The following is a 20,284-nucleotide window of genomic DNA, read 5'->3' as shown; positions in this document are numbered from 1 at the left end:
AAGCAAAGACACCATATCAACCCTCAGTCAATCATGCTGCCTGGTATTTCTGTCCAATCGTACCCATGACCTTCGCGAACCATTTGGTCGACGTGTCGAAGGCCTTGCCACCCTTGATGCGCGGGAACTCGATCGTTCGCAACTTGCCGTTCTGCGCTTCGTCATGACCGGTGACGCCGGAAACCTTGTTGAGGGCGCTTTCGACGGCAAGGTCGGTCATGCTCTGAATGAGACGAAGGTCGTCGCTGTTGGCGGGGGCCGAACGGGCAAAGTAGCCGGACTTCTGCACGAGCGAACGTTCGGCGTTGATGAGGCCAGCGAACTGCTTCTGGAACCAGCCGCCGACGTTGATCGTGTCGATCTTCACGTGTCCGAAGGCGTCGCGCTTGATGGTTTCGCCCGCCGCTTCACGTTCCGCGACGATGGCGTCGAGGCAGGCGCCTTCCGAAACGAACACGGTCGCATGGCCCGTGCGGTCCATGACTTCCCTCAGCCGGGCCGCTTCCGCATCGAGATCAAACGCCATCTCGGGCAGATAGACCGCGTCGATGCTCTTCATCTTGGCGTTCGTCATGAAGCCATCGACATATTCGTAATTCTTCGTCCGCTGTAGATAGGCGCGGGCGGTTGCCGCCGTCAGCCAGCCACAGTGGCGTCCCATGACTTCGTGGATGATCAGGGTGCGCGGTGCTGCCGTCTGCTCGTTGCTGACGTTGTCGAAGAAGTGTGCGCCGACTTCGGCAGCCGTCCACGCGCCGAGCGACTGGCGGATGGGGACGACGTCATTGTCGACCGTTTTGGGCAACCCGACGACCGTCAGATTGTAGCCATTGGCGGCCAGATATGCAGCGAGGTCGGCCGCCGTGGTGTTGGTGTCGTCGCCGCCGATCGTATGAAGGATCGTGATCCCGTCGTTGGCGAGGCGTTCGGCTGCCACGCGCAACGGGTTTTCACCTTCCTTGACGAGACCGCGCTTCACGCAGTCGGCTGCGTTGGTGAGCTTGACGCGGCTATTGCCGATCGGGGAGCCGCCGTAGCGATGCAGGAGCGGCGCCTTCTCCCGCATATCGGCGGTGATGTTGACGCTGTCGCCGAGGAGCACGCCCTGGTATCCGGAGCGATAGGCGACGAGCTCGATGTCAGGCGCCACGTCGCTATAGCGTTCGATAAGTCCGCCGACCGCGGACGACAGACAGGGTGCCAGGCCTCCAGCCGTGAGCATTGCGACTTTCTGTTTGGCCATGATCCCTCCATTGTCACGTATCAGCGCAGTTGCGTGCTGCTTACCTAACGCATGGATGCGACAGGGAAAGGGGCATGTAAAGTGTAGTTATTATGAAAATCATGCCCTGAACGGCGAAGGCAGACGGAAGCGCTGATATAATCGTTTCAAGCTCGAGATGCCCGTGCTGAAGGGTTGTGGAAATCGCGACCGTCACCCGGCCGGCAGCAATTGGAACTCGCCGGGGTGCGATGCTGGGATGATTCCAAGTGCAACCATGAACGAATTGTGAAAAGTGTATTCCGCCCCACGACCAATCGCCGCCTTGCAAAGGCAACCATTATTTGGTCAAGGTGTTTACACCTATTTGCATTGCGAGAGACTTTTATGTCCTTCTGGGAAAAACTGCTGAATGCCATTGGCAACACTGCGGGCAATGTGCTTTCGGCGGTCGTCGAGGCCATTCGGACGGTTTTCGAGGGCGACCCCGAGACGCGCCGGAAGGTCGCCTTTTCGGTCGCGATCATCGCTCTGTCGGCAAAAATGGCCAAGGCCGATGGTATCGTGAGCGAGAAGGAGGTGGATGCCTTCCGTGAGATCTTCGAGTTCCCGCCTGAGCAGGCGAAGAACGTCGCACGTCTCTACAATCTGGCGCGTCAGGACGTCGCTGGTTACGAGGCCTACGCGGAGCGTTTGTCGTCTTTGTGCGTGACATGCGCCGCCAACTGCCCGGTGCTGGAAGAGGTTCTAGACGGTCTCTTCCATATCGCCAAGGCGGATGGGCTCGTCCACGAGAAGGAGCTCGCGTTCCTGCGGCATGTGGGCGAGATCTTCCATATGAATGAAGAGCATTTCGAAAGGATTGCCGCGCGCCATGTCTCAATGGGACGTGATCCCTACAAGGTGCTCGGCGTGTCGCCCTCCGATGACTTCACGACGATTCGCCGCCGCTATCATGGCCTTGTCAGCGAGCATCATCCGGATCGGCTGATTTCCCGCGGTGTACCGGCCGAGTTCCATGCCATCGCCAATGAGCGAATGGCAGCTCTGAATGCAGCCTACGAGGCAATCGAAAAGGAACGCCGCGCCGCATGACCTCGTTCGAGGCCGACTACCGGAAGGCGAGCGTTCGTCCTTCGCCCAATCACGGCGAGCGTGCGGACGGGCGCAAGCCTGACATGATCCTTCTGCACTATACAGGCATGCCAACGGCGGATGGAGCGTTGGAATGGCTCTGTCGTGACGAGAGCCAGGTCTCGAGTCACTACTTCGTAAGTGAAGACGGCGAGGTTCTTCAGCTCGTGCCTGAGGAGCGCCGCGCCTGGCACGCCGGCAAGAGTTATTGGCGGGGCGAGACCGATATCAACTCTCTGTCGATCGGGATCGAGATCGCCAATGCGGGGCATCCCGGCGGTCTTCCCGAGTATCCGCAAGAACAAATTCAGGCGCTCGTTGAATTGTGTCGAGATTGCGGCCAACGTTGGTCAATCGCGCCCGAACGGGTGCTTGGGCACTCCGATGTCGCACCGATTCGCAAGGTTGATCCGGGGGAAAAATTTCCCTGGAAAGACCTCCACAGAGCCGGTGTCGGGCACTGGGTCGAGCCTGCCCCGATTGCTGGTGGAAGATTTTTCCAACGCGGTGACCGCGGCCAGCCGGTCGAGGCGTTGCAGTCGATGCTCTCGCTTTACGGTTATGCGACAGAAATCACAGGCGAATTCTCCGACAAGACGGCAGGCGATGTCGAGGCCTTCCAGCGCCACTTCCGGCCTGCTCGGATCGATGGAATCGCGGATTTTTCGACGATAGACACGCTGCATCGTTTGCTGGCGTCGCTTTCACACTACTCCTCATAAGTCGTACTTTTATGACAGCGCCGACTCCGAAGAATTCGGGAGTCTGCTGCGCCGCCACATGATTTCCCTATTATCTCCTCATTGCGATGGTCTAACGCCAACGTCGAACAGCGACGTCTGGTTTGTTTTGGGGTTTCAGGCGGTCGTCAATTGAAACAAAAAGAATTGCTGCAGAATAGTTAATGTATATCTGCTGCATATAGCCGGATTGTTATTCAAATCATGATCCGGAAATTCTTTGGGTCGGAGTAATTAGACTGAATGAATAAGATTATTTCTGCTGCAGTGTGCGTCAGTACACTGTTGATGGGCATCAATTGCGCCTTCGCGGGCGAGTGGGGTGGAAGGATCCAGACACTTCCTTTGAAGACTGTCGATCGCACTAGCGGCTATGCAATGCCGGACTTCACCGCCAACAAATATTCAGCTCTCATCATCAAATACGCAAACCAATATAACGTCCCTGTCGAGCTTGCTCAGGCGGTCGTGCGCGTCGAGAGCAATTTCAATCCCGATGCACGCGGTAGCGCGGGTGAAGTCGGCCTCATGCAGATCAAGCCGGCCACGGCCAAGATGATGGGCTACTCGGGTACGAGGAAGGGCCTGTTCGATCCCGAGACAAACATCAAGTTCGGCATGAAATACTTGGCTACAGCGCATCAGCTCGGCGGTGGCGAAACCTGCGACACGATCCTGAAGTACAATGCCGGCCACGGTGCTACCCGCATGAATCCGGTCTCCAAGGCCTATTGCGGCAAGGTCCTGGCGATGCTTGACTGATCATCTGAAACTGCTTGTTTAAGGTTCGCTTCTCGACCGGGCACGTAAGAATATGATTCAACTTGGCGCCTGTGTTATCTCGCCTCTGAATGAGGTGACATATGGCCGTTGATTTCAAGGTGATCATCGTCGGACGCGGAATGATGGGCGCGGCTGCGGCCCGCCATCTTTCCGGCATGATCGACGGTGTTGCGCTCATCGGCCCCGGTGAGCCAGCGGAGCGCAAGAGCCATCATGGTGTTTTTGCCAGCCATTATGACGAGGCCCGCATCACCCGGTCCTTCGACGACAATATGGTCTGGGCGACGCTGGCGGCACGCTCGCTCGACCGCTACCGGGAAATCGAAGCGAAGAGCGGCATTTCCTTTTTCTCGGAGGCGGGCTGTCTGTTTGCCGGACCGCCCGCCCGACCGGGCCAGGGATTCCTTGGGCGGGCGCTGCAGGTAATCGAAGCGCTCGATCTCGACGTCGAAACATTGCCGCCTGCGGCATTGCGCGACCGCTTTCCTCAGTTTGCGCTCAGTCCTTCGTTCAACGGCTATCTCGAGGCGCGGCGTGCGGGCCACATCAATCCGCGCGCGTTGGTTCGGGCTCAGACCAAACTTGCCGAGCAGGCCGGTGTGACGGTCATCGATGCAACCGTTGCTGCTGTTCGTGACGAAGGCACGTTCGTGGAGGCTCATGCGGACGGCAAGCGCTACACCGCGGAACGTGTGCTGGTCGCCGCCGGCGGGTTCAGCAATTTCAACGATCTTCTGCCTGATGCCATCGATGTTCGGGTTGCGGCACGCACCGTCGCCTTCTTCGAGCTTAGTGAGCGGGAAATGAAGATCTTCTCCGAAATGCCTTCAACGATCGTCTTTGGTGACCGCGACGAGGACCATGTCTATATCCTTCCGCCGGTCGGCTATCCCGACGGCAAGACGTATCTCAAGCTCGGCGGCGATCTGGAAACGCGCTCATTCGACACGCTGGAGGATATCGGAGCATGGTTTCGCTCTGACGGCGATTCGCTTGAGTGCGATCATCTGGTGTCAACGGCTTTGCGCCTCATGCCAGCATTGGCCGGCTGCCCAACGACCTCAGCGCCGTGCGTGGCGACCTTCACGACAAGTGCGTATCCCTACGTGGGATATACGGGGTCGCCGCGGATCGCGGTGCTGACCGGTGGCAATTTCGTTGCCGCGAAATCATCGGATGAGCTCGGTCGACTGGGCGCTGTCATCATGACGCAAGGCTGGCTCGGGGCCGAGGACTTCGGCAGGGAACTGACGCCTGTCTTCCGCTAGGCAAGCGCGTCGGTGGCGAGGAGGCGCTTCGGCTAGCCCTTGCATTATTGCGTAGAGATTGGCGATATTTCAGTGGAATTCGCCCCAAGTCTCCGCTAAGGGAGCCGTGCCAGTTGGCCGGGCAGCCGCGCTTTACCAATGCCGAAAGGCGGTAGGGTGAGGAAAGTCCGGGCTCCACGGAAACACGGTGCCGGATAACGTCCGGCGAGGGCGACCTCAGGGAAAGTGCCACAGAAAGCAAACCGCCTGCCTCGGCAGGTAAGGGTGAAAGGGTGGGGTAAGAGCCCACCGCATTTCCGGTAACGGCGATGGCAAGGTAAACCCCACCGGGAGCAAGACCGAATAGGGATGACGTGGTGGGCGCAAGCCTTCCGGCCGGTTTCCAGGTCAGTCATCCGGGTGGGTTGCGTGAGGCAGCGTGCGAACGCTGTCCCAGAGGAATGGCTGCCACGTTCCGGCTTCGGCCGGGGCCATACAGAACCCGGCTTACAGGCCAGCTGGCGAACTACCTTTGCAGGAGCGTGGCTTGCGTGTGATCGCCGTCGGTCGCTAATGAGCGGTCGGCGCCTTCGCCAGACATTCTTCGCAGGTGGTGCTGCTGCGAGCAAGAATAGACCAACGCTTGAATATCTTGCCGCAGGAATCGCATTTTATGTCGGTCGTCATGCCAGTCTGCGACAGCGGAATACGCTTTTCCGGCTCAAAACGCCCGTAAAGAAGCCCCTTTAGTGTGAAGTTTGTCATAGCATTACTCCACGATTCTTATTTAGCACTGCATAATATGCAGCAGCCTCCAACTAATTCAATTCTCCGGCCCTTCATGATTTTGCACGTGGTTCTATCCGAAGGGGTTGGTCGCCTACTTCAAAGTGGATAGCAGCGGCATACCTCTTCATGTGAGGCATCGCGACGATCCGCCTCGTCCATGAATGCGCCGCGCTAAGACGCTGTTTGAAATCGCCTATTTGCCTGTCGCTATTTGGGTCATCTGCCGCCGTTGAAAGGGTGGCGAGCGCGCCGCTATTCAGCCTGCAGATGCGCGATCCTAACCCTTTGTTAAACTTAACAGCTTATAAATTTTCGATACTGCGCTCATCGTGAGACGGGCGTTTCCCATTGACGCCCATATGGTCCCATGTTATCCCATTCCTGCACTGCGCAAGGGCAAGTAGGTGCCCATCAATCGCAAAGCCAAGGCGTCTTCCTTTCCGGAAGCGCCGGATGGGGTTGTGCCCATTCGGCTCGCGAAGCTGTGCCTGAATTTCGGGGTTCCGGGCTTGTGAGTTCAGTCCGGGCTCTTTCGGGAACGGATGTTTCGTGTCATGAGCCGCTTCCTTTCAAATGCGACCAACAGAATCGATTCCAAGGGCAGGGTCTCCGTGCCGGCAGCGTTTCGATCCGTGCTGGCGCAGCGCAATGTTCAGGAGCTCTATTGCTTCCAGGACTTTGTGTTTCCGGCAATCAGCGTCGGCGGTCCGGACCTTCTGGAAAGGTTCGAGCGTCAGATCGCTGCGGAGGATCCGTTTTCGCCGGATGCGAACGAGATGTCGCTTCTGATCCACGGGGGCGGTATCTTCATGAAGCTCGATGCGGAGGGTCGGCTGATGGTCACGGATTTCATTCGCGACTTTACCGGCGTCTCGGACGAGGTGACCTTTGTCGGTCGGGCGGATCATTTTCAGCTGTGGCAGCCGCAGGCATTTCAGGCTGCGCAGATGCAGGCACGAGGAGGGCGTCGGCTGGCGGGCAGGCGTTCCGAATAATACGAGGGAACGGAATGGCGGCGAATCCTGGCGGAGATTCAACTGATGCCGGTGGCGGACCGGTTCGCCACATTCCGGTTCTCCTCCACGAGGTTCTGGCGGCGCTCGATCCTTGCCCTGGCAAGCTCATCCTGGATGGCACATTCGGCGCGGGCGGTTATACGTCAGCCATTCTCGATGCTGGCGCCGATGTGATTGCGCTGGATCGCGATCCGACCGCTATCTCGGCCGGCCAGGCGCTTGTGGCAAGCAGTCAGGGGCGCTTGAAACTCGTTCATTCGCAGTTCTCTCGTTTGGCAGAGTGCGCTCCACCCGATGGATTGGACGGGGTGGTGCTCGATATCGGCGTATCGTCGATGCAGATCGATGAAGCGGAGCGCGGTTTCTCCTTTCAGAAGAATGGCCCTCTGGACATGCGCATGTCGGCTGCCGGTGTTTCTGCGGCGGATGTAATCAATCGTGCCAAGGTGGCCGATCTGATTCGTATCTTCCATTTTCTCGGAGAAGAAAGTCAGTCGCCGCGCATCGCTCACGCGATCGAAAAACGGCGTGCCGAGAAGTCGTTCGAAACGACGCGCGATCTGGCGGGCCTTATCGAACGCGTCACGCCCCGCAAGATGAAGGATAAGATTCATCCGGCGACGCGCGTTTTTCAGGCGCTGCGCATTTTCGTCAACGATGAGCTTGGCGAACTGGCGCAGGCGCTGTTTGCTGCCGAGCGGGCGCTGAAGCCCGGCGGGCGCCTGGTTGTCGTCACCTTCCATTCTCTTGAGGATCGGATCGTCAAGACGTTTTTCTCAGATCGCGCCGGCAAGGCGTCGGGCTCTCGCCATCTGCCCGTCGCGCACGAGCGTGCGGCGACCTTCGAGCGGATCGGCAAGCCGATGGTCGCTGCAAGCGAGGCGGAAGCCGAGGTCAACCCGCGGGCGCGCTCTGCCAAGCTGCGTGCAGCGCTGCGCACCGCAGCCCCCACCGAAGCGGCTGACGTTTCCATCTTCGGGCTGCCGAACCTGGCGAGCCTCGGAAAGCTCGGAGGTTGATATGCTGAGAACGTTGGACCTCATCCTGGTCGGTGTCATGACAGCCGCTGCCGCTGTCACCTACACGATCAAGCATCACGCAGAGCTCAAGCTCGAGGAAGTTCATCGCCTTGAAGCGGAGATCAAGCTCGAGAAGGACACGATCGACCTGTTGAAGGCGGATTGGGCGTTGCTGTCCCAGCCGAACAGGCTCGAGCGTCTCGTCAACAACTACAATGGCGAACTTAAGCTGCAGCCGACGGCGTCCACCTCCCTCGTTCATGCCAGGGAGTTGCCGATGCTGAAGTCGCAGGTTCCGGTTCCCGACGTTACCGAGGCGAAGGCCGGTTCAGGCGCCAAAGCGAAGCCTAAGGCAGTGGTGCCGCAACCCGAAGAAGAAGACCAGATGGCAACCGGATCGGTGGAGTAGAGATGTCCTTTCTTTCACGCATCATGGTCTTGAAGAGCCAGGCGCATTTTTCCGCTGGCGTATACAACCGTCTTGGCGGGGCGTCCGGTAGCGTGCAGATCGAGGGATCGAGAAAGAAGAAGGCAGTGCAGGCCAAGAGCCGCGTCGGTCTGCTGATCGTCGGATTCCTCGGGGTCTATTGCGTGATCGGTGGGCGTCTCGTCGAATACGCGGTTCGCGATCCGGACGTTGTCTCCAGCATACTGCCGCCGGATCGTCTGATGGCGTCGCGCCCTGATATTCTGGATCGAAACGGCGAAGTGCTGGCAACCGATATCCGCACAGTCTCGCTCTTTGCCGAGCCGAACAAGGTCGTCGATGCGGACGAGGCGGTCGAAAAGCTTGCTACGGTTCTGCCTGACCTCGACATGAAAGGCACCTACAAGAAGCTCGCGAACGGCACATCCCATTTTGCCTGGTTGCGGCGCCAGTTGACGCCCAAGCAGCAGAGCCAGATCCTTGCGCTCGGCATTCCCGGCATCGGTTTCCGGCCTGAAAAACGCCGCTTCTATCCCGGTGGTGCGACTGCTGCGCATATCCTCGGTTACGTCAACATCGACAACCGCGGCGTTGCCGGCATGGAAAAATACATCGATGATCAGGGACTTGCCGACCTTGCTTCAGTCGGCATGACAAGCGATCAGCCGCTTGAACCGGTGCGCCTGTCGATCGACGTTCGTGTCCAGAACATCGTGCGTGATGTCGTCGTCAACGCGGTCAAGAACTACGAGGCAAAGGGTGCTGGCGCCGTCATCCTCGATATTCATACCGGCGAGGTGCTTGGGATGGCATCGGCGCCGGATTTCGATCCCAACAATCCGCTGGAAGGCGCCAAGGAGGGCTGGCTCAACCGCATGTCGAATGGCACGTTCGAGATGGGGTCGACCTTCAAGACCTTCTCGCTCGCCATGGCGCTCGATACTGGCAAGGTCAGCCTCAACGACAGCTTCGATGCGACGCAGCCGATCCGCATCGGCGGCTTCACTATCCATGACTTCCACGGTCAGCGCCGTTGGCTAACGCTGCCCGAAGTGTTCCAGTATTCGTCGAACGTCGGTACCGCCCGCATCATCGACATCGTCGGCATGGATGCTCAGAAAGACTACCTGACGAAGCTCGGCCTTTTGACCAAGATGCAGACCGAACTGCCGGAAGTGAAAATGCCGAGCCAACCGAAGGTTTGGAAGAAAATCAACTCCATCACGATTTCCTTTGGCCACGGGGTGTCGACCACCCCGCTGCAGACTGCCGTCGCCGGTGCCGCGCTTGTCAATGGTGGCAAGCTCATCGAGCCGACCTTCCTGCCGCGCAACCGTGAGCAGGCAGATGAAGTCGCTGAAGTGGTCGTCAAGAAGAGCACCAGCGACGACGTGCGCTATCTCTTCAAGTTGAACGGCATCAAGGGCTCGGGGCGCAATGCGGACGTTCCCGGCTTCAACGTCGGCGGAAAGACCGGAACGGCCGACAAGGTCGTCAACGGCCGCTATGCGACGAACCTCAACTTCAATGCGTTCCTTGCGGCGTTCCCGATCGATGACCCGAAATATGTCGTGCTCACTTTCTGCGATGAACCGCACAATGGTGAGAAGGGCCAGAACATCGCCGCGTACACGGCAGCGCCGATGGTGAAGAACATCATTGCCCGCGCAGCGCCAATTCTCGGTGTGGAACCCAAGTTCGGTGACGACGGATCGGCCATGTTGGTGTCTTATTGAGTCTGAATGAATGTCGGAGCCGATTCGCCACGGGGGCGCGGCGGCTTGAAAGAGAAAAGTACATTCGATGAACTTGCGAGACATCGCCGGAGATGCATTTCCGGAACTTGATCAATTGGCCGGGTCTGTCGGGGCGCTGGCGGTTTCCGGCATCTCGTCCGACAGCCGCAAGATCGAACCCGGAATGGTGTTTGTGGCTGTCGCCGGGACGAAGGCGGACGGCGCAGGCTTTATCGCCGATGCGGCAACACGTGGCGCCGTCGTAGCAGTTGCCTCCCACAGCATTGATGCTTCGATCCCCGTTCTTGTCGTCAGCGACCCGCGCCGCTTCCTGTCGATCGCGGCCTCACGTTTCTATGGCAAGCAGCCGGAGACGATGGTTGCCGTGACCGGCACAGCCGGCAAGACGTCGGTTGCCTCCTTCACCCGGCAGATATGGGCCTATGCCGGCCATGCGGCCGCGATGATCGGCACGACTGGCGTCGTCTCGCCGACACGCAACGAATACGGCTCACTGACAACACCTGATCCGGTTTCACTCCACAAGCTGCTGGCAGAACTCGCGGACGAGGGCGTCACACACGCCTCGATGGAGGCTTCCAGCCATGGCCTCGATCAGTACCGCCTGGACGGTGTCAAGCTCGCTGCCGCCGCCTTTACCAACCTCGGCCGTGATCACATGGACTACCATCCGACGGTCGAAAGCTACATGGCCGCGAAGATGCGCCTGTTCGACACACTGCTGCCGAAGGGCGCACCGGCCGTGATCTTTGCCGACGATGCCTGGTCTGAACAAGCGGTCGAGGCAGCTCGCCGTGCGGGGCACGATGTTCGCACCGTCGGCCGCAAGGGCGATTACCTGACACTGAAGCGCGTCGAGCATTTCCGCCACAAGCAGGTGGCTGAAATTCATGCCGACGGCGAGATCTTTGAGGTCGACATTCCGCTTGCCGGCGACTTCCAGGTGGCCAATGCACTCGTCGCGGCAGGCCTTGCCATGTCGACGGGCGTGCCGGCGAAGGTCGCCATGGCCGCGCTCGAGAAGCTGCAGGGCGCATCCGGGCGTCTGGAATTGGTGGGCCATACCAGGGATGGCGCGCTCGCTTATGTCGATTACGCGCACAAGCCGGACGCGCTCGCCAATGTTTTGGAGTCCGTCCGGCCGTTTACCACCGGCCGTGTGATCGTGGTATTTGGTTGCGGCGGTGACCGTGATCGAGGCAAGCGCCCGATTATGGGCGAGATCGCCTGCCGTCTGGCCGATGTGGTGATCGTCACCGATGACAATCCGCGTTCAGAAGAGCCGGCGGCGATCCGCGCCGAGATCATGGCGGCCGCAAGCTGCGCAAGCGAAATCGGCGACCGCGCCGAGGCGATCCGCACGGCGGTTGAAATGCTGACGTCTGGCGACACGCTGATCGTTGCCGGCAAGGGACACGAGGAAGGGCAGACGATCGGGAGCGTCACCCTGCCGTTTTCGGATCATGCCGAATTGCGTAAGGCTTTGGAGGAGCTGAAACCGTGAACTGGCTTTGGACGACGGAAGACATGATTGCCGCCATGGCAGGGCGGCCGTTCGGCACTTTGCCTGAGGGCATTACCGGGATTTCCATCGACAGCCGTTCCATTGCGTCCGGCGAAGCCTTCTTCGCCATCAAGGGCGACCGCGTCGACGGCCACGACTATGCGTCAATGGCGATGGCGAACGGTGCAGCTCTTCTCGTCGTCAGCGAAGCCCGTCTTCCCGCCATGGGCCGGCTGACGGTTCCGGTGATCGTCGTGGAGGATGTGCTGGCGGCGCTTGGCAAACTCGGGCAAGCCTCGCGCGCGCGTTCGCGCGCCCAGATCATTGCCGTGACCGGCTCGGTCGGAAAGACGACGACCAAGGAGATGCTGCGGCGGGTCTTGTCTCCTTCGGGCAAGGTGCATGCCTCCGTTGCCTCTTTCAACAATCACTGGGGCGTACCTTTGACGCTCGCCCGCATGCCGCTCGATACCTATTTCGGCGTCTTCGAAGTTGGCATGAACCATCCTGACGAGATCCGGCCGCTGGTCAAGATGATCCAGCCGCATGTTGCCGTGATCACGACGATCGCGCCCGCTCACCTCGGCAATTTCAAGAGCATACGGGAGATCGCGACGGCAAAGGCCGAGGTTTTCGAAGGCGTCGTGCCGGGCGGGCAGGTGGTGCTTAATCGCGACAACGATCAGTTCAACTTCCTGGAGCGCACCGCACAGGCCCACGGTATCCAGCATATCCATTCCTTCGGTCAGCATGCGAAGGCCGATTTTCGCCTGGCAGAATTCAACGGCTCTGATCAGAGTTCGACGTTGTGGATCACCATTGACGGCGAGACGAAGGAAGTTGCGATCGGCGCGCCGGGCCGGCACATCGCCGAGAATGCGCTGGCCGCCCTCGGCGTCGTGAAGCTCGTCGGAGCTGATATGCAGCAGGCAATCGCCGCCCTTGCGACCCTCCAGCCGGAAAAGGGAAGGGGCCGTCGTCATCGGTTGGCGATCGAGCGCAGCTCCTTCACAGTCGTCGACGAAAGCTACAACGCCAATCCTGCTTCGATGCGGGCGGCAATCGCTGTGCTTGCGAGTTCCGTGCCGACAGGCACGGGACGCCGCGTCGCCGTGCTTGGCGACATGCTGGAGATGGGCGACTACGCGGAGAAAGTCCATTCGGATCTTGCGGGGCCATTGCTCGCTGCCGGTATTGAGCACGTCTGGCTTGCCGGCCCTGAGATGGTTGCGCTGAAGGAATCGCTCCCCGAGAGCGTGCAGGTCGTCCACTACGAGAAGACCGAAGAACTAGCAGAATATATTTTGAACGCGGTCGCGGCTGGCGACGTGCTGATGGTAAAATCGTCACTGGGCATCGGTTTCGGCAAGATCGTCGCGGCGCTCCTTGACAAGTTCCCGCCATTTGCCGACACGCAACGCGATTTTTGAGCGGGTAAACAAGGGGCCCTGAATGCTGATTTGGCTTGTCGAACTGTCGGAACACCTGAAATTCTTGAATCTGTTCAGGTACATTACCTTCCGCACGGGCGCCTCCCTGTTTACGTCCGCCTTCATCGTGTTCCTCTTTGGTCCGATGATCATCAATTCGCTGCGTATCCGCCAGGGCAAGGGGCAGCCGATCCGCGCCGACGGTCCGCAAACGCACTTCAAGAAGGCCGGTACCCCAACGATGGGCGGCCTGATGATCCTCGCCGGTATTGTCGGATCGTCGCTGCTTTGGGCCGACCTTTCGAACCTCTATGTGGTTGCCACGCTGCTCGTGACCCTCGGTTTCGGTGCGATCGGCTTTTATGACGACTACCTGAAGGTCACCAAGCAGAGCCATAAGGGATTCTCGGGCAAGGCTCGTCTCGGTATCGAGTTCGTGATCGCTGGCATTGCAGTCTACTTCATGATGCGCACGGCGCTGGCGTCGGGTACGGCAGGTTCGACCTTCGGGTCGTCGGTGGCCTTTCCCTTCTTCAAGGATTTCATGATCAATCTCGGCATCATGTTCGTTGTCTTCGGCGGCTTCGTCATCGTTGGCGCCGGCAATGCCGTGAACCTTACCGATGGTCTTGATGGCCTTGCCATCGTCCCCGTGATGATCGCCGCTGCGTCCTTTGGCGTCATCGCCTATCTGGCGGGTAACGTCGTCTTCGCGAATTATCTACAGATCAATTTCGTACCCGGCACGGGCGAACTCTCGGTTGTCCTCGGCGCCGTCATCGGTGCCGGCCTTGGCTTCCTCTGGTTCAATGCACCGCCCGCCGCGATCTTCATGGGCGACACCGGCTCGCTGGCGCTCGGCGGCACGATCGGCACGGTTGCCGTTGCGACCAAGCACGAGATCGTCATGGCGATCATCGGCGGTCTGTTCGTAATGGAGACGCTCTCGGTCATCATTCAGGTCGGCTTCTTCAAGATGACGGGTCGGCGCGTCTTTCTGATGGCGCCGATCCATCACCATTTCGAAAAGAAGGGCTGGACGGAAAGCCAGGTGGTGATCCGCTTCTGGATCGTCGCCGTCGGTCTCGCCCTGCTTGGTCTCTCCACCCTGAAGCTGCGGTAAGGCGGCGATGATCCCGGTTACGACACTTGCAGGGAAGAAGGTCGCGCTCTTTGGGCTCGGCGGCTCGGGCTTTGCCACGGCGCGTGCGCTCAAATTGGGGGGTGCCGAGGTCACTGCATGGGACGATAACCCAGACAGCGTCTCCAAGGCTGCCGCTGAAGGCATTCGTACAGTAGATCTGCGCTCTATTGACTGGAGCGCGCAGTCGCTCTTCGTGCTTTCGCCAGGCGTTCCGTTGACGCATCCGAAGCCCCACTGGACAGTCGATCTCGCTCGTGCGGCCGGGGTTGATATCGTCGGCGACGTCGAGCTTTTCGTACGCGAACGCCGGGCGCATGCGCCGGGTTGCCCGTTCATCGCCATCACCGGCACCAACGGCAAGTCGACGACGACGGCGCTGATCGCGCACATACTGAGATCCAGCGGGCGCGACACCCAGCTTGGCGGCAACATCGGGACGGCGGTCCTGACGCTCGATCCGCCGAAAGAGGGGCGCTTCTACGTCGTCGAATGCTCATCCTATCAGATCGACCTTGCGCCGACGCTCAATCCCTCCGCTGGCATCCTGCTCAACCTGACGCCCGATCATCTCGATCGCCACGGGACGATGCAGCACTATGCCGACATCAAGGAGCGGCTCGTTGCAGGTAGCGGCGTTGCCGTCATCGGCGTGGACGACAGCCATTGCGAGATGATCGCAGATCGCATCGAGCGAGCAGGCGGCAAGGTCACGCGGATTTCCCGGCGTCATGCGCTTCCCTATGGCATCTATGCGGAAGGAACCAAGCTTATCCAGGCCTCGGGAGGCGCAACAAAGTCGATTGCCGATCTTGAAGGGATCCAGACACTACGTGGCAGCCACAATGCGCAGAATGCCGCTGCGGCAGTTGCCGCATGCCTTGCAGTCGGTGTCTCGCAAGAGGAAATTCGTGCGGGCTTGACATCCTTCCCCGGGCTCAAGCATCGGATGCAGCCGGTCGGGTGTCGCAGCAACGTCGTTTTCGTCAACGACTCGAAGGCCACCAACGCGGATGCGGCCGCTCCGGCGCTGTCGAGTTACGACCGCATCTACTGGATCGCCGGCGGGCTGCCAAAAGCTGGGGGCATCACGTCGCTGACGGGCTTCTTCCCGCGGATCGCCAAGGCTTACTTGATCGGCGAAGCTGCGGCCGAATTTGCCGCGACGCTCGGCGAAGCCGTGCCATATGAGATTTCTGGAACACTGGAGCGCGCCGTAGCGCATGCTGCTGCGGATGCCGAAAAAGATGAAAGCGGCCCGCTGGCCGTGATGTTATCTCCGGCTTGCGCAAGCTTCGACCAATATAAGAACTTCGAAGTCAGGGGCGATGCATTTGTCAGCCATGTGGCAGCGCTCGACGGAATCACCATGCTGATCGATTCGGCAACAGGAGATAAATGACATGGTAAGCCGTGCGGAACGTGGACCTCTGGCCGATTGGTTTTGGACCATCGACCGCTTTTTTCTGGCGATGTTCATCTTCCTGATGGGCATCGGCTTCATGCTGTCGTTCGCCGCGTCGCCAGCGGTCGCCGAGCGCATCGGGCTGGAGCCGTTCCACTTCGTCAAGCGACACGCGGCCTTCATGATCCCCTCGCTCTGTGTCATGATTGGGCTCTCCTTCCTGACGCCGCGCCAAGTGCGGCGCACGGCGATCATCCTGCTGATTGTCGCCCTCGGCATGATGCTGTTGGCGCTGTTCTTCGGCGTCGAGGTCAAGGGCTCCCGACGCTGGGTCACCTTGGCCGGCATTTCGATCCAGCCCTCCGAGTTCATGAAGCCGGCTTTCGTCGTCGTGTGTGCGTGGCTCTTTGCCGAGCATGCGAGGCAACCGGAGATTCCGGGCAACCTGTTCGCCATCATCCTCTTCGGCATCGTTGCCGCGCTTCTGGTCGCACAGCCCGACCTTGGGCAGACGATCCTGACGACGGCCGTCTGGGGGGGGATGTTTTTCATGGCCGGCATGCCTTGGATATGGATCATCCTTCTTGGCGCCGGCGGCGTCGGCGGACTCTTTGGCGCCTATTACGTGTTCCCGCACGTGGCGCTGCGTATCGACAAGTTCCTGACCGGGGAGGGCGACACCTTCCAAATCGATACGGCGCGCGAAGCCATCATCCGCGGCGACTGGTTTGGCCAGGGACCGGGCGAGGGCATCGTCAAGCGCATCATTCCGGACGCGCATACCGACTTCATCTTCTCGGTCGCTGCCGAGGAGTTCGGGATCGTCTTTTGCATGGCGCTTGTCGCGCTGTTTTCCGTCCTCGTACTGCGCGGTCTCTCGCATGCCTACAAGGAGCGGAACGACTTCAACCGCTTTGCTGTCGCTGGTCTCGTGCTGCAGATCGGAATACAGTCGATCATCAACGTGGGCGTCAATCTCGAACTGCTCCCGGCAAAAGGCATGACCCTGCCGCTGATTTCCTACGGCGGTTCGTCCATGGTCGCGATCTGCGTCACCGCCGGGTTTATTCTCGCTTTGACGCGTCATAGGCCGGAAAAGCGTGCGCAAGAGCGGAGCCTCTTCCGCGTCGCGCATGGTATGCCGGCGGAGTGAGTGCTTATGAGTAAAGGCATCGTCCTGCTTGCCGCCGGGGGAACCGGCGGTCATGTGTTTCCCGCTGAGGCTTTGGCCTATAAGCTGAAGGAACGCGGCTATTCCGTGCATCTGGTCACCGACAGCCGCGCTGAGCGCTATGCCGGCAAATTCCCTGCCGAAGAGATTCATGTCGTGCCGTCGGCGACGATCGGTTCGAAAAATCCGGTCGCCGTTGCACGCTCCCTGTGGACGCTCTGGAGCGGCATGCGGGCCGCCAAGAAGCTGATGGCGCGCCTGAAGCCCGCTGTCGTCGTCGGCTTCGGCGGATATCCGACCGTGCCGCCGTTGCTCGCCGCAACGCGCCTCGGCGTGCCTGCCATGATCCATGAGCAGAATGCGGTGATGGGACGCGCCAACAAGGCGCTGGCGAGCCGCGTGCAGGCGATTGCTGGCGGATTCCTGCCTGAAGGCGGGGGCCAGTTTCCCGACAAGACGGTCACGACAGGCAATCCGGTGCGCCCGGCGATTATCGCCGCTGCCAACGTGCCATATTCTCCATCGAATCCTGGTGAGCCTTTCAATCTCGTCGTCTTTGGCGGCAGCCAGGGTGCGCAGTATTTCTCCAAGGCAATGCCGACGGCCATCAGCTTGCTCGATGACGAGCTTCGCGACCGCCTGCGCATTACCCAGCAGGTTCGACCAGAAGACATGGAGATGATGAGCGTTTGCGTCGCCCAATTGAAGATGGCGGCTGACACAGCTCCGTTCTTCACCGATATGGCCGAACGACTTGCCGCGGCACATCTCGTTATCTGCCGCTCCGGCGCATCGACTGTTTCGGAGATTTCCGTCATCGGGCGACCGGCCGTGCTCGTGCCTTATCCGCATGCATTGGATCACGATCAGGCGGCGAATGCGGCAGCGCTTGCGGCGACAGGCGGCGCCAAGGTCATTCCGCAGGCCGAGCTTTCGCCCGAGAAGATCGCTTCGATCCTCACCCATGTGATGAACGACCCGGAAAAGCTCGCCCGGATGGCCGCTGCCGCCAAGCAAGCGGGTAAACCCGACGCTGCGAACTTGCTTGCCGACATGGTAGAGGCTATTGCGGCACGACGTACAATTGCAGAGTTCAAGGGGAAACGCGCATGAAAATGCCGAAGGCCATCGGCCTCGTTCATTTCATCGGCATCGGTGGCATCGGTATGAGCGGCATTGCCGAAGTGCTCCATAATCTCGGCCATCGCGTGCAGGGATCGGATCAGGCTGACAGCGCCAACGTGCAACGCCTGCGCGATAAGGGCATCGAAGTCTTCGTCGGCCACAAAGCAGAGAACCTCGGTGACGCCGAAGTGGTGGTCGTCTCGACCGCGATCAAGAAAAGCAACCCGGAGCTCGTGGCGGCGCGCGAAAAGCTGCTGCCGGTCGTGCGCCGGGCGGAGATGCTTGCCGAATTGATGCGGTTCCGCAATGCGATCGCGATCGGCGGTACGCATGGCAAAACCACGACGACGTCGCTGGTGGCGACGTTGTTGGAAGCAGGTGGGCTCGATCCTACGGTCATCAATGGCGGCATCATCAATGCCTACGGCACCAATGCCCGAATGGGCGAGGGTGAGTGGATGGTGGTAGAGGCCGACGAGTCCGACGGCACGTTCCTGAAGCTTCCCGCCGATGTTGCTGTTATCACCAACATCGACCCGGAACACCTCGACCACTACGGCAACTTCGATGCCGTTCGCGCTGCTTTCCGGCAGTTCGTCGAGAACGTGCCGTTCTATGGCTTCGGCGTCATGTGCCTCGACCACCCGGAGGTGCAGGCGCTGGTCGGTCGGATCGAGGATCGCAAGGTCATCACCTATGGTGAAAACCCGCAGGCCGACGTGCGCTTCATGAATGTGCGCATCGATGGTGCGCGTTCGATCTTCGACGTGGAGATCCGCCGCCGCCGGACGGGGCAGGTTATCAGGCTCGACAATCTGGTCATGCCCATGCCGGGTCGCCACAACATCTCCAACGCCACAGCCGCGATCGCGGTTGCCAACCGTCTCGGCATGTCGAGCAAGGACATTGCCAGGGGGCTCGCGTCCTTTGGCGGCGTCAAGCGCCGCTTCACGCTGACCGGCGAATGGAACGGTGTTCAGATCTTCGATGATTACGGCCACCACCCGGTCGAGATCAAGGCCGTGCTGCGGGCTGCACGCGAGGCCTGCGCGGGGCGTGTAATCGCGGTTCATCAGCCGCATCGCTATTCGCGGCTGTCCAGCCTTTTCGAAGAGTTTGCATCCTGCTTCAACGATGCGGACAGTATTTTCCTCGCGCCTGTGTACGCCGCGGGTGAGGATCCGATCGAAGGAGCGAACTCCGAGGCGCTTGTGTCGCGGATCAAATCGGGCGGTCACCGCGATGCCCGCTTCCTGTCGTCCCCAGAGCTTTTGCCTGAAATGGTCGCAGAGATTGCAAAGCCGGGGGATTTTGTGGTTCTGTTAGGGGCTGGGAGTATCACATACTGGGCGGCAGCGCTGCCCAAGCAATTGGAAAGCCTTTCGGGAATATCTGCATGAAACAGGTGAATGGGGAAAAGCTTCTTGCGTCGCTTGGCGACGGCGTAAAGGACATCCGTGGGAGGATCACACCGGATGCGCCGATGGACCGTGTCACCTGGTTCCACGCCGGCGGTCTGGCCGAACTGATGTTCCAGCCGCACGACGAGGATGACCTTATCGCCTTCCTCAAGATTCTGCCGCAGGAGGTGCCGGTCACTGTCGTGGGCGTCGGCTCCAACATTCTCGTGCGCGATGGTGGAATTCCTGGCGTCGTTCTGCGGCTTTCGGCGAAGGGCTTCGGCTCGGTCGAGCTCGCGGGCGAAAATCGCATCCTTGCCGGTGCAATCTGCCCAGACAAGCATGTCGCAGCCATGGCAATGGATAACGGCATAGGCGGCTTCCATTTCTACTACGGCATTCCGGGGAGCATTGGCGGTGCGGTACGCATGAACGCCGGCGCCAACGGCGCCGAGACGCGCGAACGGCTTGTCGAGGTGAACGCCGTTGATCGCAAGGGTAACAAGCATGTCTTGTCGAACGCCGATATGGGCTATTCCTACCGTCATTCGTCGGTACCGAACGATTTGATTTTCACGTCGGTGCTCTTCGAAGGGTATGGCGAGGATCGCGCCAAGATCCGCGCTGAGATGGACGCCGTGCGCAGCCATCGCGAGACGGTACAGCCGATCCGCGAAAGGACTGGCGGCTCGACCTTCAAAAACCCGGAAGGGCATTCCGCCTGGAAGCTCGTCGACGAGGCCGGATGCCGGGGCCTGGTGATCGGCGGCGCGCAGATGTCCTCGCTTCACTGCAACTTCATGATCAACATGGGGCAGGCGACAGGATACGATCTCGAATATCTCGGCGAACAGGTCCGCCGCGAAGTCTTCGAGAATTCCGGAATCAAGCTCGAGTGGGAGATCAAGCGTCTCGGCGTCTTCATGCCCGGGCGCGAGGTACGTCCCTTTCAGGGCGTGACCAGCGAGTAGTCC

General features: G+C 60.0%; 18 protein-coding genes and 1 other RNA gene. 17 read left to right on the top strand and 2 right to left on the bottom strand.

Annotated features, from left to right (window positions below):
* Positions 1-31: 31 nt before the first annotated feature.
* Positions 32-1,243, bottom strand: coding sequence for a pyrophosphate--fructose-6-phosphate 1-phosphotransferase (locus tag ACSQ9D_RS11375; protein ID WP_436282323.1), 1,212 nt, complete (start codon positions 1,241-1,243; stop codon positions 32-34).
* A 366-nt stretch (positions 1,244-1,609) separates the two neighbouring features.
* Here ACSQ9D_RS11375 and ACSQ9D_RS11370 point away from each other — a divergent pair, with 366 nt between their 5' ends.
* From ACSQ9D_RS11370 to rnpB, 5 genes are all read left to right on the top strand, one after another.
* A complete protein-coding gene (locus tag ACSQ9D_RS11370) occupies positions 1,610-2,317 on the top strand; it encodes a J domain-containing protein (protein WP_024313633.1) in 708 nt (235 codons plus the stop codon).
* On the top strand, positions 2,314-3,078 hold the full coding sequence (locus tag ACSQ9D_RS11365; protein WP_436282322.1) for an N-acetylmuramoyl-L-alanine amidase: 765 nt from the start codon (positions 2,314-2,316) through the stop codon (positions 3,076-3,078). The genes ACSQ9D_RS11370 and ACSQ9D_RS11365 overlap by 4 nt, the downstream gene beginning before the upstream one ends.
* 261 nt (positions 3,079-3,339) lie before the next feature.
* Positions 3,340-3,858, top strand: a complete 519-nt coding sequence (locus ACSQ9D_RS11360; RefSeq protein WP_436282321.1) for a lytic transglycosylase domain-containing protein — start codon at positions 3,340-3,342, stop codon at positions 3,856-3,858.
* Positions 3,859-3,959: 101 nt separating this feature from the next.
* Entirely contained in the window at positions 3,960-5,147 is a 1,188-nt protein-coding gene (locus tag ACSQ9D_RS11355) for an NAD(P)/FAD-dependent oxidoreductase (protein ID WP_436282320.1), read from the top strand.
* Positions 5,148-5,256: 109 nt separating this feature from the next.
* Positions 5,257-5,652: RNase P RNA component class A (rnpB, locus tag ACSQ9D_RS11350), an RNA gene on the top strand.
* 44 nt (positions 5,653-5,696) lie between these two features.
* Here rnpB and ACSQ9D_RS11345 read toward each other — a convergent pair.
* The gene (locus tag ACSQ9D_RS11345) at positions 5,697-5,891 is read right to left on the bottom strand and encodes a hypothetical protein (protein ID WP_024313629.1); all 195 of its coding nucleotides are present in this window, start codon (positions 5,889-5,891) and stop codon (positions 5,697-5,699) included.
* 578 nt (positions 5,892-6,469) lie between these two features.
* Between ACSQ9D_RS11345 and mraZ the strand changes: the two genes are divergently transcribed.
* The 12 genes from mraZ (at position 6,470) to murB (ending at position 20,281) form a co-directional block, all read left to right on the top strand.
* Positions 6,470-6,910: a division/cell wall cluster transcriptional repressor MraZ gene (gene mraZ / locus ACSQ9D_RS11340; protein ID WP_037120138.1), complete on the top strand. Its 441-nt coding sequence runs from the start codon at positions 6,470-6,472 to the stop codon at positions 6,908-6,910.
* 14 nt (positions 6,911-6,924) lie between these two features.
* The gene (rsmH, locus tag ACSQ9D_RS11335; RefSeq protein ID WP_436282319.1) at positions 6,925-7,950 is read left to right on the top strand and encodes a 16S rRNA (cytosine(1402)-N(4))-methyltransferase RsmH; all 1,026 of its coding nucleotides are present in this window, start codon (positions 6,925-6,927) and stop codon (positions 7,948-7,950) included.
* A 1-nt stretch (position 7,951) separates the two neighbouring features.
* Positions 7,952-8,359: a cell division protein FtsL gene (gene ftsL / locus ACSQ9D_RS11330; RefSeq protein WP_436282318.1), complete on the top strand. Its 408-nt coding sequence runs from the start codon at positions 7,952-7,954 to the stop codon at positions 8,357-8,359.
* Positions 8,360-8,361: 2 nt separating this feature from the next.
* Positions 8,362-10,113 carry a peptidoglycan D,D-transpeptidase FtsI family protein gene (locus ACSQ9D_RS11325; protein WP_436282317.1) on the top strand — a complete coding sequence of 584 codons (1,752 nt, stop codon included), beginning with the start codon at positions 8,362-8,364 and terminating at the stop codon, positions 10,111-10,113.
* 67 nt (positions 10,114-10,180) lie between these two features.
* A complete protein-coding gene (locus ACSQ9D_RS11320; RefSeq protein WP_436282316.1) occupies positions 10,181-11,638 on the top strand; it encodes a UDP-N-acetylmuramoyl-L-alanyl-D-glutamate--2,6-diaminopimelate ligase in 1,458 nt (485 codons plus the stop codon).
* A complete protein-coding gene (locus ACSQ9D_RS11315; protein ID WP_037119913.1) occupies positions 11,635-13,068 on the top strand; it encodes a UDP-N-acetylmuramoylalanyl-D-glutamyl-2,6-diaminopimelate--D-alanyl-D-alanine ligase in 1,434 nt (477 codons plus the stop codon). The genes ACSQ9D_RS11320 and ACSQ9D_RS11315 overlap by 4 nt, the downstream gene beginning before the upstream one ends.
* 22 nt (positions 13,069-13,090) lie before the next feature.
* A complete protein-coding gene (mraY, locus tag ACSQ9D_RS11310; RefSeq protein ID WP_024313622.1) occupies positions 13,091-14,191 on the top strand; it encodes a phospho-N-acetylmuramoyl-pentapeptide-transferase in 1,101 nt (366 codons plus the stop codon).
* Between the two features lie 7 nt (positions 14,192-14,198).
* On the top strand, positions 14,199-15,611 hold the full coding sequence (gene murD, locus ACSQ9D_RS11305) for a UDP-N-acetylmuramoyl-L-alanine--D-glutamate ligase (RefSeq protein ID WP_436282315.1): 1,413 nt from the start codon (positions 14,199-14,201) through the stop codon (positions 15,609-15,611).
* A 1-nt stretch (position 15,612) separates the two neighbouring features.
* Positions 15,613-16,767 carry a putative lipid II flippase FtsW gene (ftsW, locus tag ACSQ9D_RS11300; RefSeq protein WP_024313620.1) on the top strand — a complete coding sequence of 385 codons (1,155 nt, stop codon included), beginning with the start codon at positions 15,613-15,615 and terminating at the stop codon, positions 16,765-16,767.
* A gap of 6 nt (positions 16,768-16,773) precedes the next feature.
* The gene (gene murG, locus ACSQ9D_RS11295) at positions 16,774-17,898 is read left to right on the top strand and encodes an undecaprenyldiphospho-muramoylpentapeptide beta-N-acetylglucosaminyltransferase (RefSeq protein WP_436282314.1); all 1,125 of its coding nucleotides are present in this window, start codon (positions 16,774-16,776) and stop codon (positions 17,896-17,898) included.
* On the top strand, positions 17,895-19,310 hold the full coding sequence (gene murC, locus ACSQ9D_RS11290) for a UDP-N-acetylmuramate--L-alanine ligase (RefSeq protein WP_436282313.1): 1,416 nt from the start codon (positions 17,895-17,897) through the stop codon (positions 19,308-19,310). The genes murG and murC overlap by 4 nt, the downstream gene beginning before the upstream one ends.
* Positions 19,307-20,281 (top strand): UDP-N-acetylmuramate dehydrogenase, encoded by a 975-nt coding sequence (gene murB / locus ACSQ9D_RS11285; protein ID WP_037119926.1) that lies wholly within the window; start codon positions 19,307-19,309, stop codon positions 20,279-20,281. The genes murC and murB overlap by 4 nt, the downstream gene beginning before the upstream one ends.
* The last annotated feature ends 3 nt before the right edge of the window (positions 20,282-20,284 follow it).

Origin of the sequence: Rhizobium sp. LjRoot258 (genome assembly GCF_964254185.1) — a bacterium.
GTDB lineage: Bacteria > Pseudomonadota > Alphaproteobacteria > Rhizobiales > Rhizobiaceae > Rhizobium.
This window is presented reverse-complemented; position numbering and strand designations above follow the sequence as displayed.

Bases quoted from the DNA above. Each gene is read 5' to 3' on its own strand.
- ACSQ9D_RS11375 (WP_436282323.1), bottom strand. From the start codon at position 1,243: ATGGCCAAACAGAAAGTCGCAATGCTCACGGCTGGAGGCCTGGCACCC.
- ACSQ9D_RS11370 (WP_024313633.1), top strand. From the start codon at position 1,610: ATGTCCTTCTGGGAAAAACTGCTGAATGCCATTGGCAACACTGCGGGC.
- ACSQ9D_RS11365 (WP_436282322.1), top strand. From the start codon at position 2,314: ATGACCTCGTTCGAGGCCGACTACCGGAAGGCGAGCGTTCGTCCTTCG.
- ACSQ9D_RS11360 (WP_436282321.1), top strand. From the start codon at position 3,340: ATGAATAAGATTATTTCTGCTGCAGTGTGCGTCAGTACACTGTTGATG.
- ACSQ9D_RS11355 (WP_436282320.1), top strand. From the start codon at position 3,960: ATGGCCGTTGATTTCAAGGTGATCATCGTCGGACGCGGAATGATGGGC.
- ACSQ9D_RS11345 (WP_024313629.1), bottom strand. From the start codon at position 5,891: ATGACAAACTTCACACTAAAGGGGCTTCTTTACGGGCGTTTTGAGCCG.
- mraZ (WP_037120138.1), top strand. From the start codon at position 6,470: ATGAGCCGCTTCCTTTCAAATGCGACCAACAGAATCGATTCCAAGGGC.
- rsmH (WP_436282319.1), top strand. From the start codon at position 6,925: ATGGCGGCGAATCCTGGCGGAGATTCAACTGATGCCGGTGGCGGACCG.
- ftsL (WP_436282318.1), top strand. From the start codon at position 7,952: ATGCTGAGAACGTTGGACCTCATCCTGGTCGGTGTCATGACAGCCGCT.
- ACSQ9D_RS11325 (WP_436282317.1), top strand. From the start codon at position 8,362: ATGTCCTTTCTTTCACGCATCATGGTCTTGAAGAGCCAGGCGCATTTT.
- ACSQ9D_RS11320 (WP_436282316.1), top strand. From the start codon at position 10,181: ATGAACTTGCGAGACATCGCCGGAGATGCATTTCCGGAACTTGATCAA.
- mraY (WP_024313622.1), top strand. From the start codon at position 13,091: ATGCTGATTTGGCTTGTCGAACTGTCGGAACACCTGAAATTCTTGAAT.
- murD (WP_436282315.1), top strand. From the start codon at position 14,199: ATGATCCCGGTTACGACACTTGCAGGGAAGAAGGTCGCGCTCTTTGGG.
- ftsW (WP_024313620.1), top strand. From the start codon at position 15,613: ATGGTAAGCCGTGCGGAACGTGGACCTCTGGCCGATTGGTTTTGGACC.
- murG (WP_436282314.1), top strand. From the start codon at position 16,774: ATGAGTAAAGGCATCGTCCTGCTTGCCGCCGGGGGAACCGGCGGTCAT.
- murC (WP_436282313.1), top strand. From the start codon at position 17,895: ATGAAAATGCCGAAGGCCATCGGCCTCGTTCATTTCATCGGCATCGGT.
- murB (WP_037119926.1), top strand. From the start codon at position 19,307: ATGAAACAGGTGAATGGGGAAAAGCTTCTTGCGTCGCTTGGCGACGGC.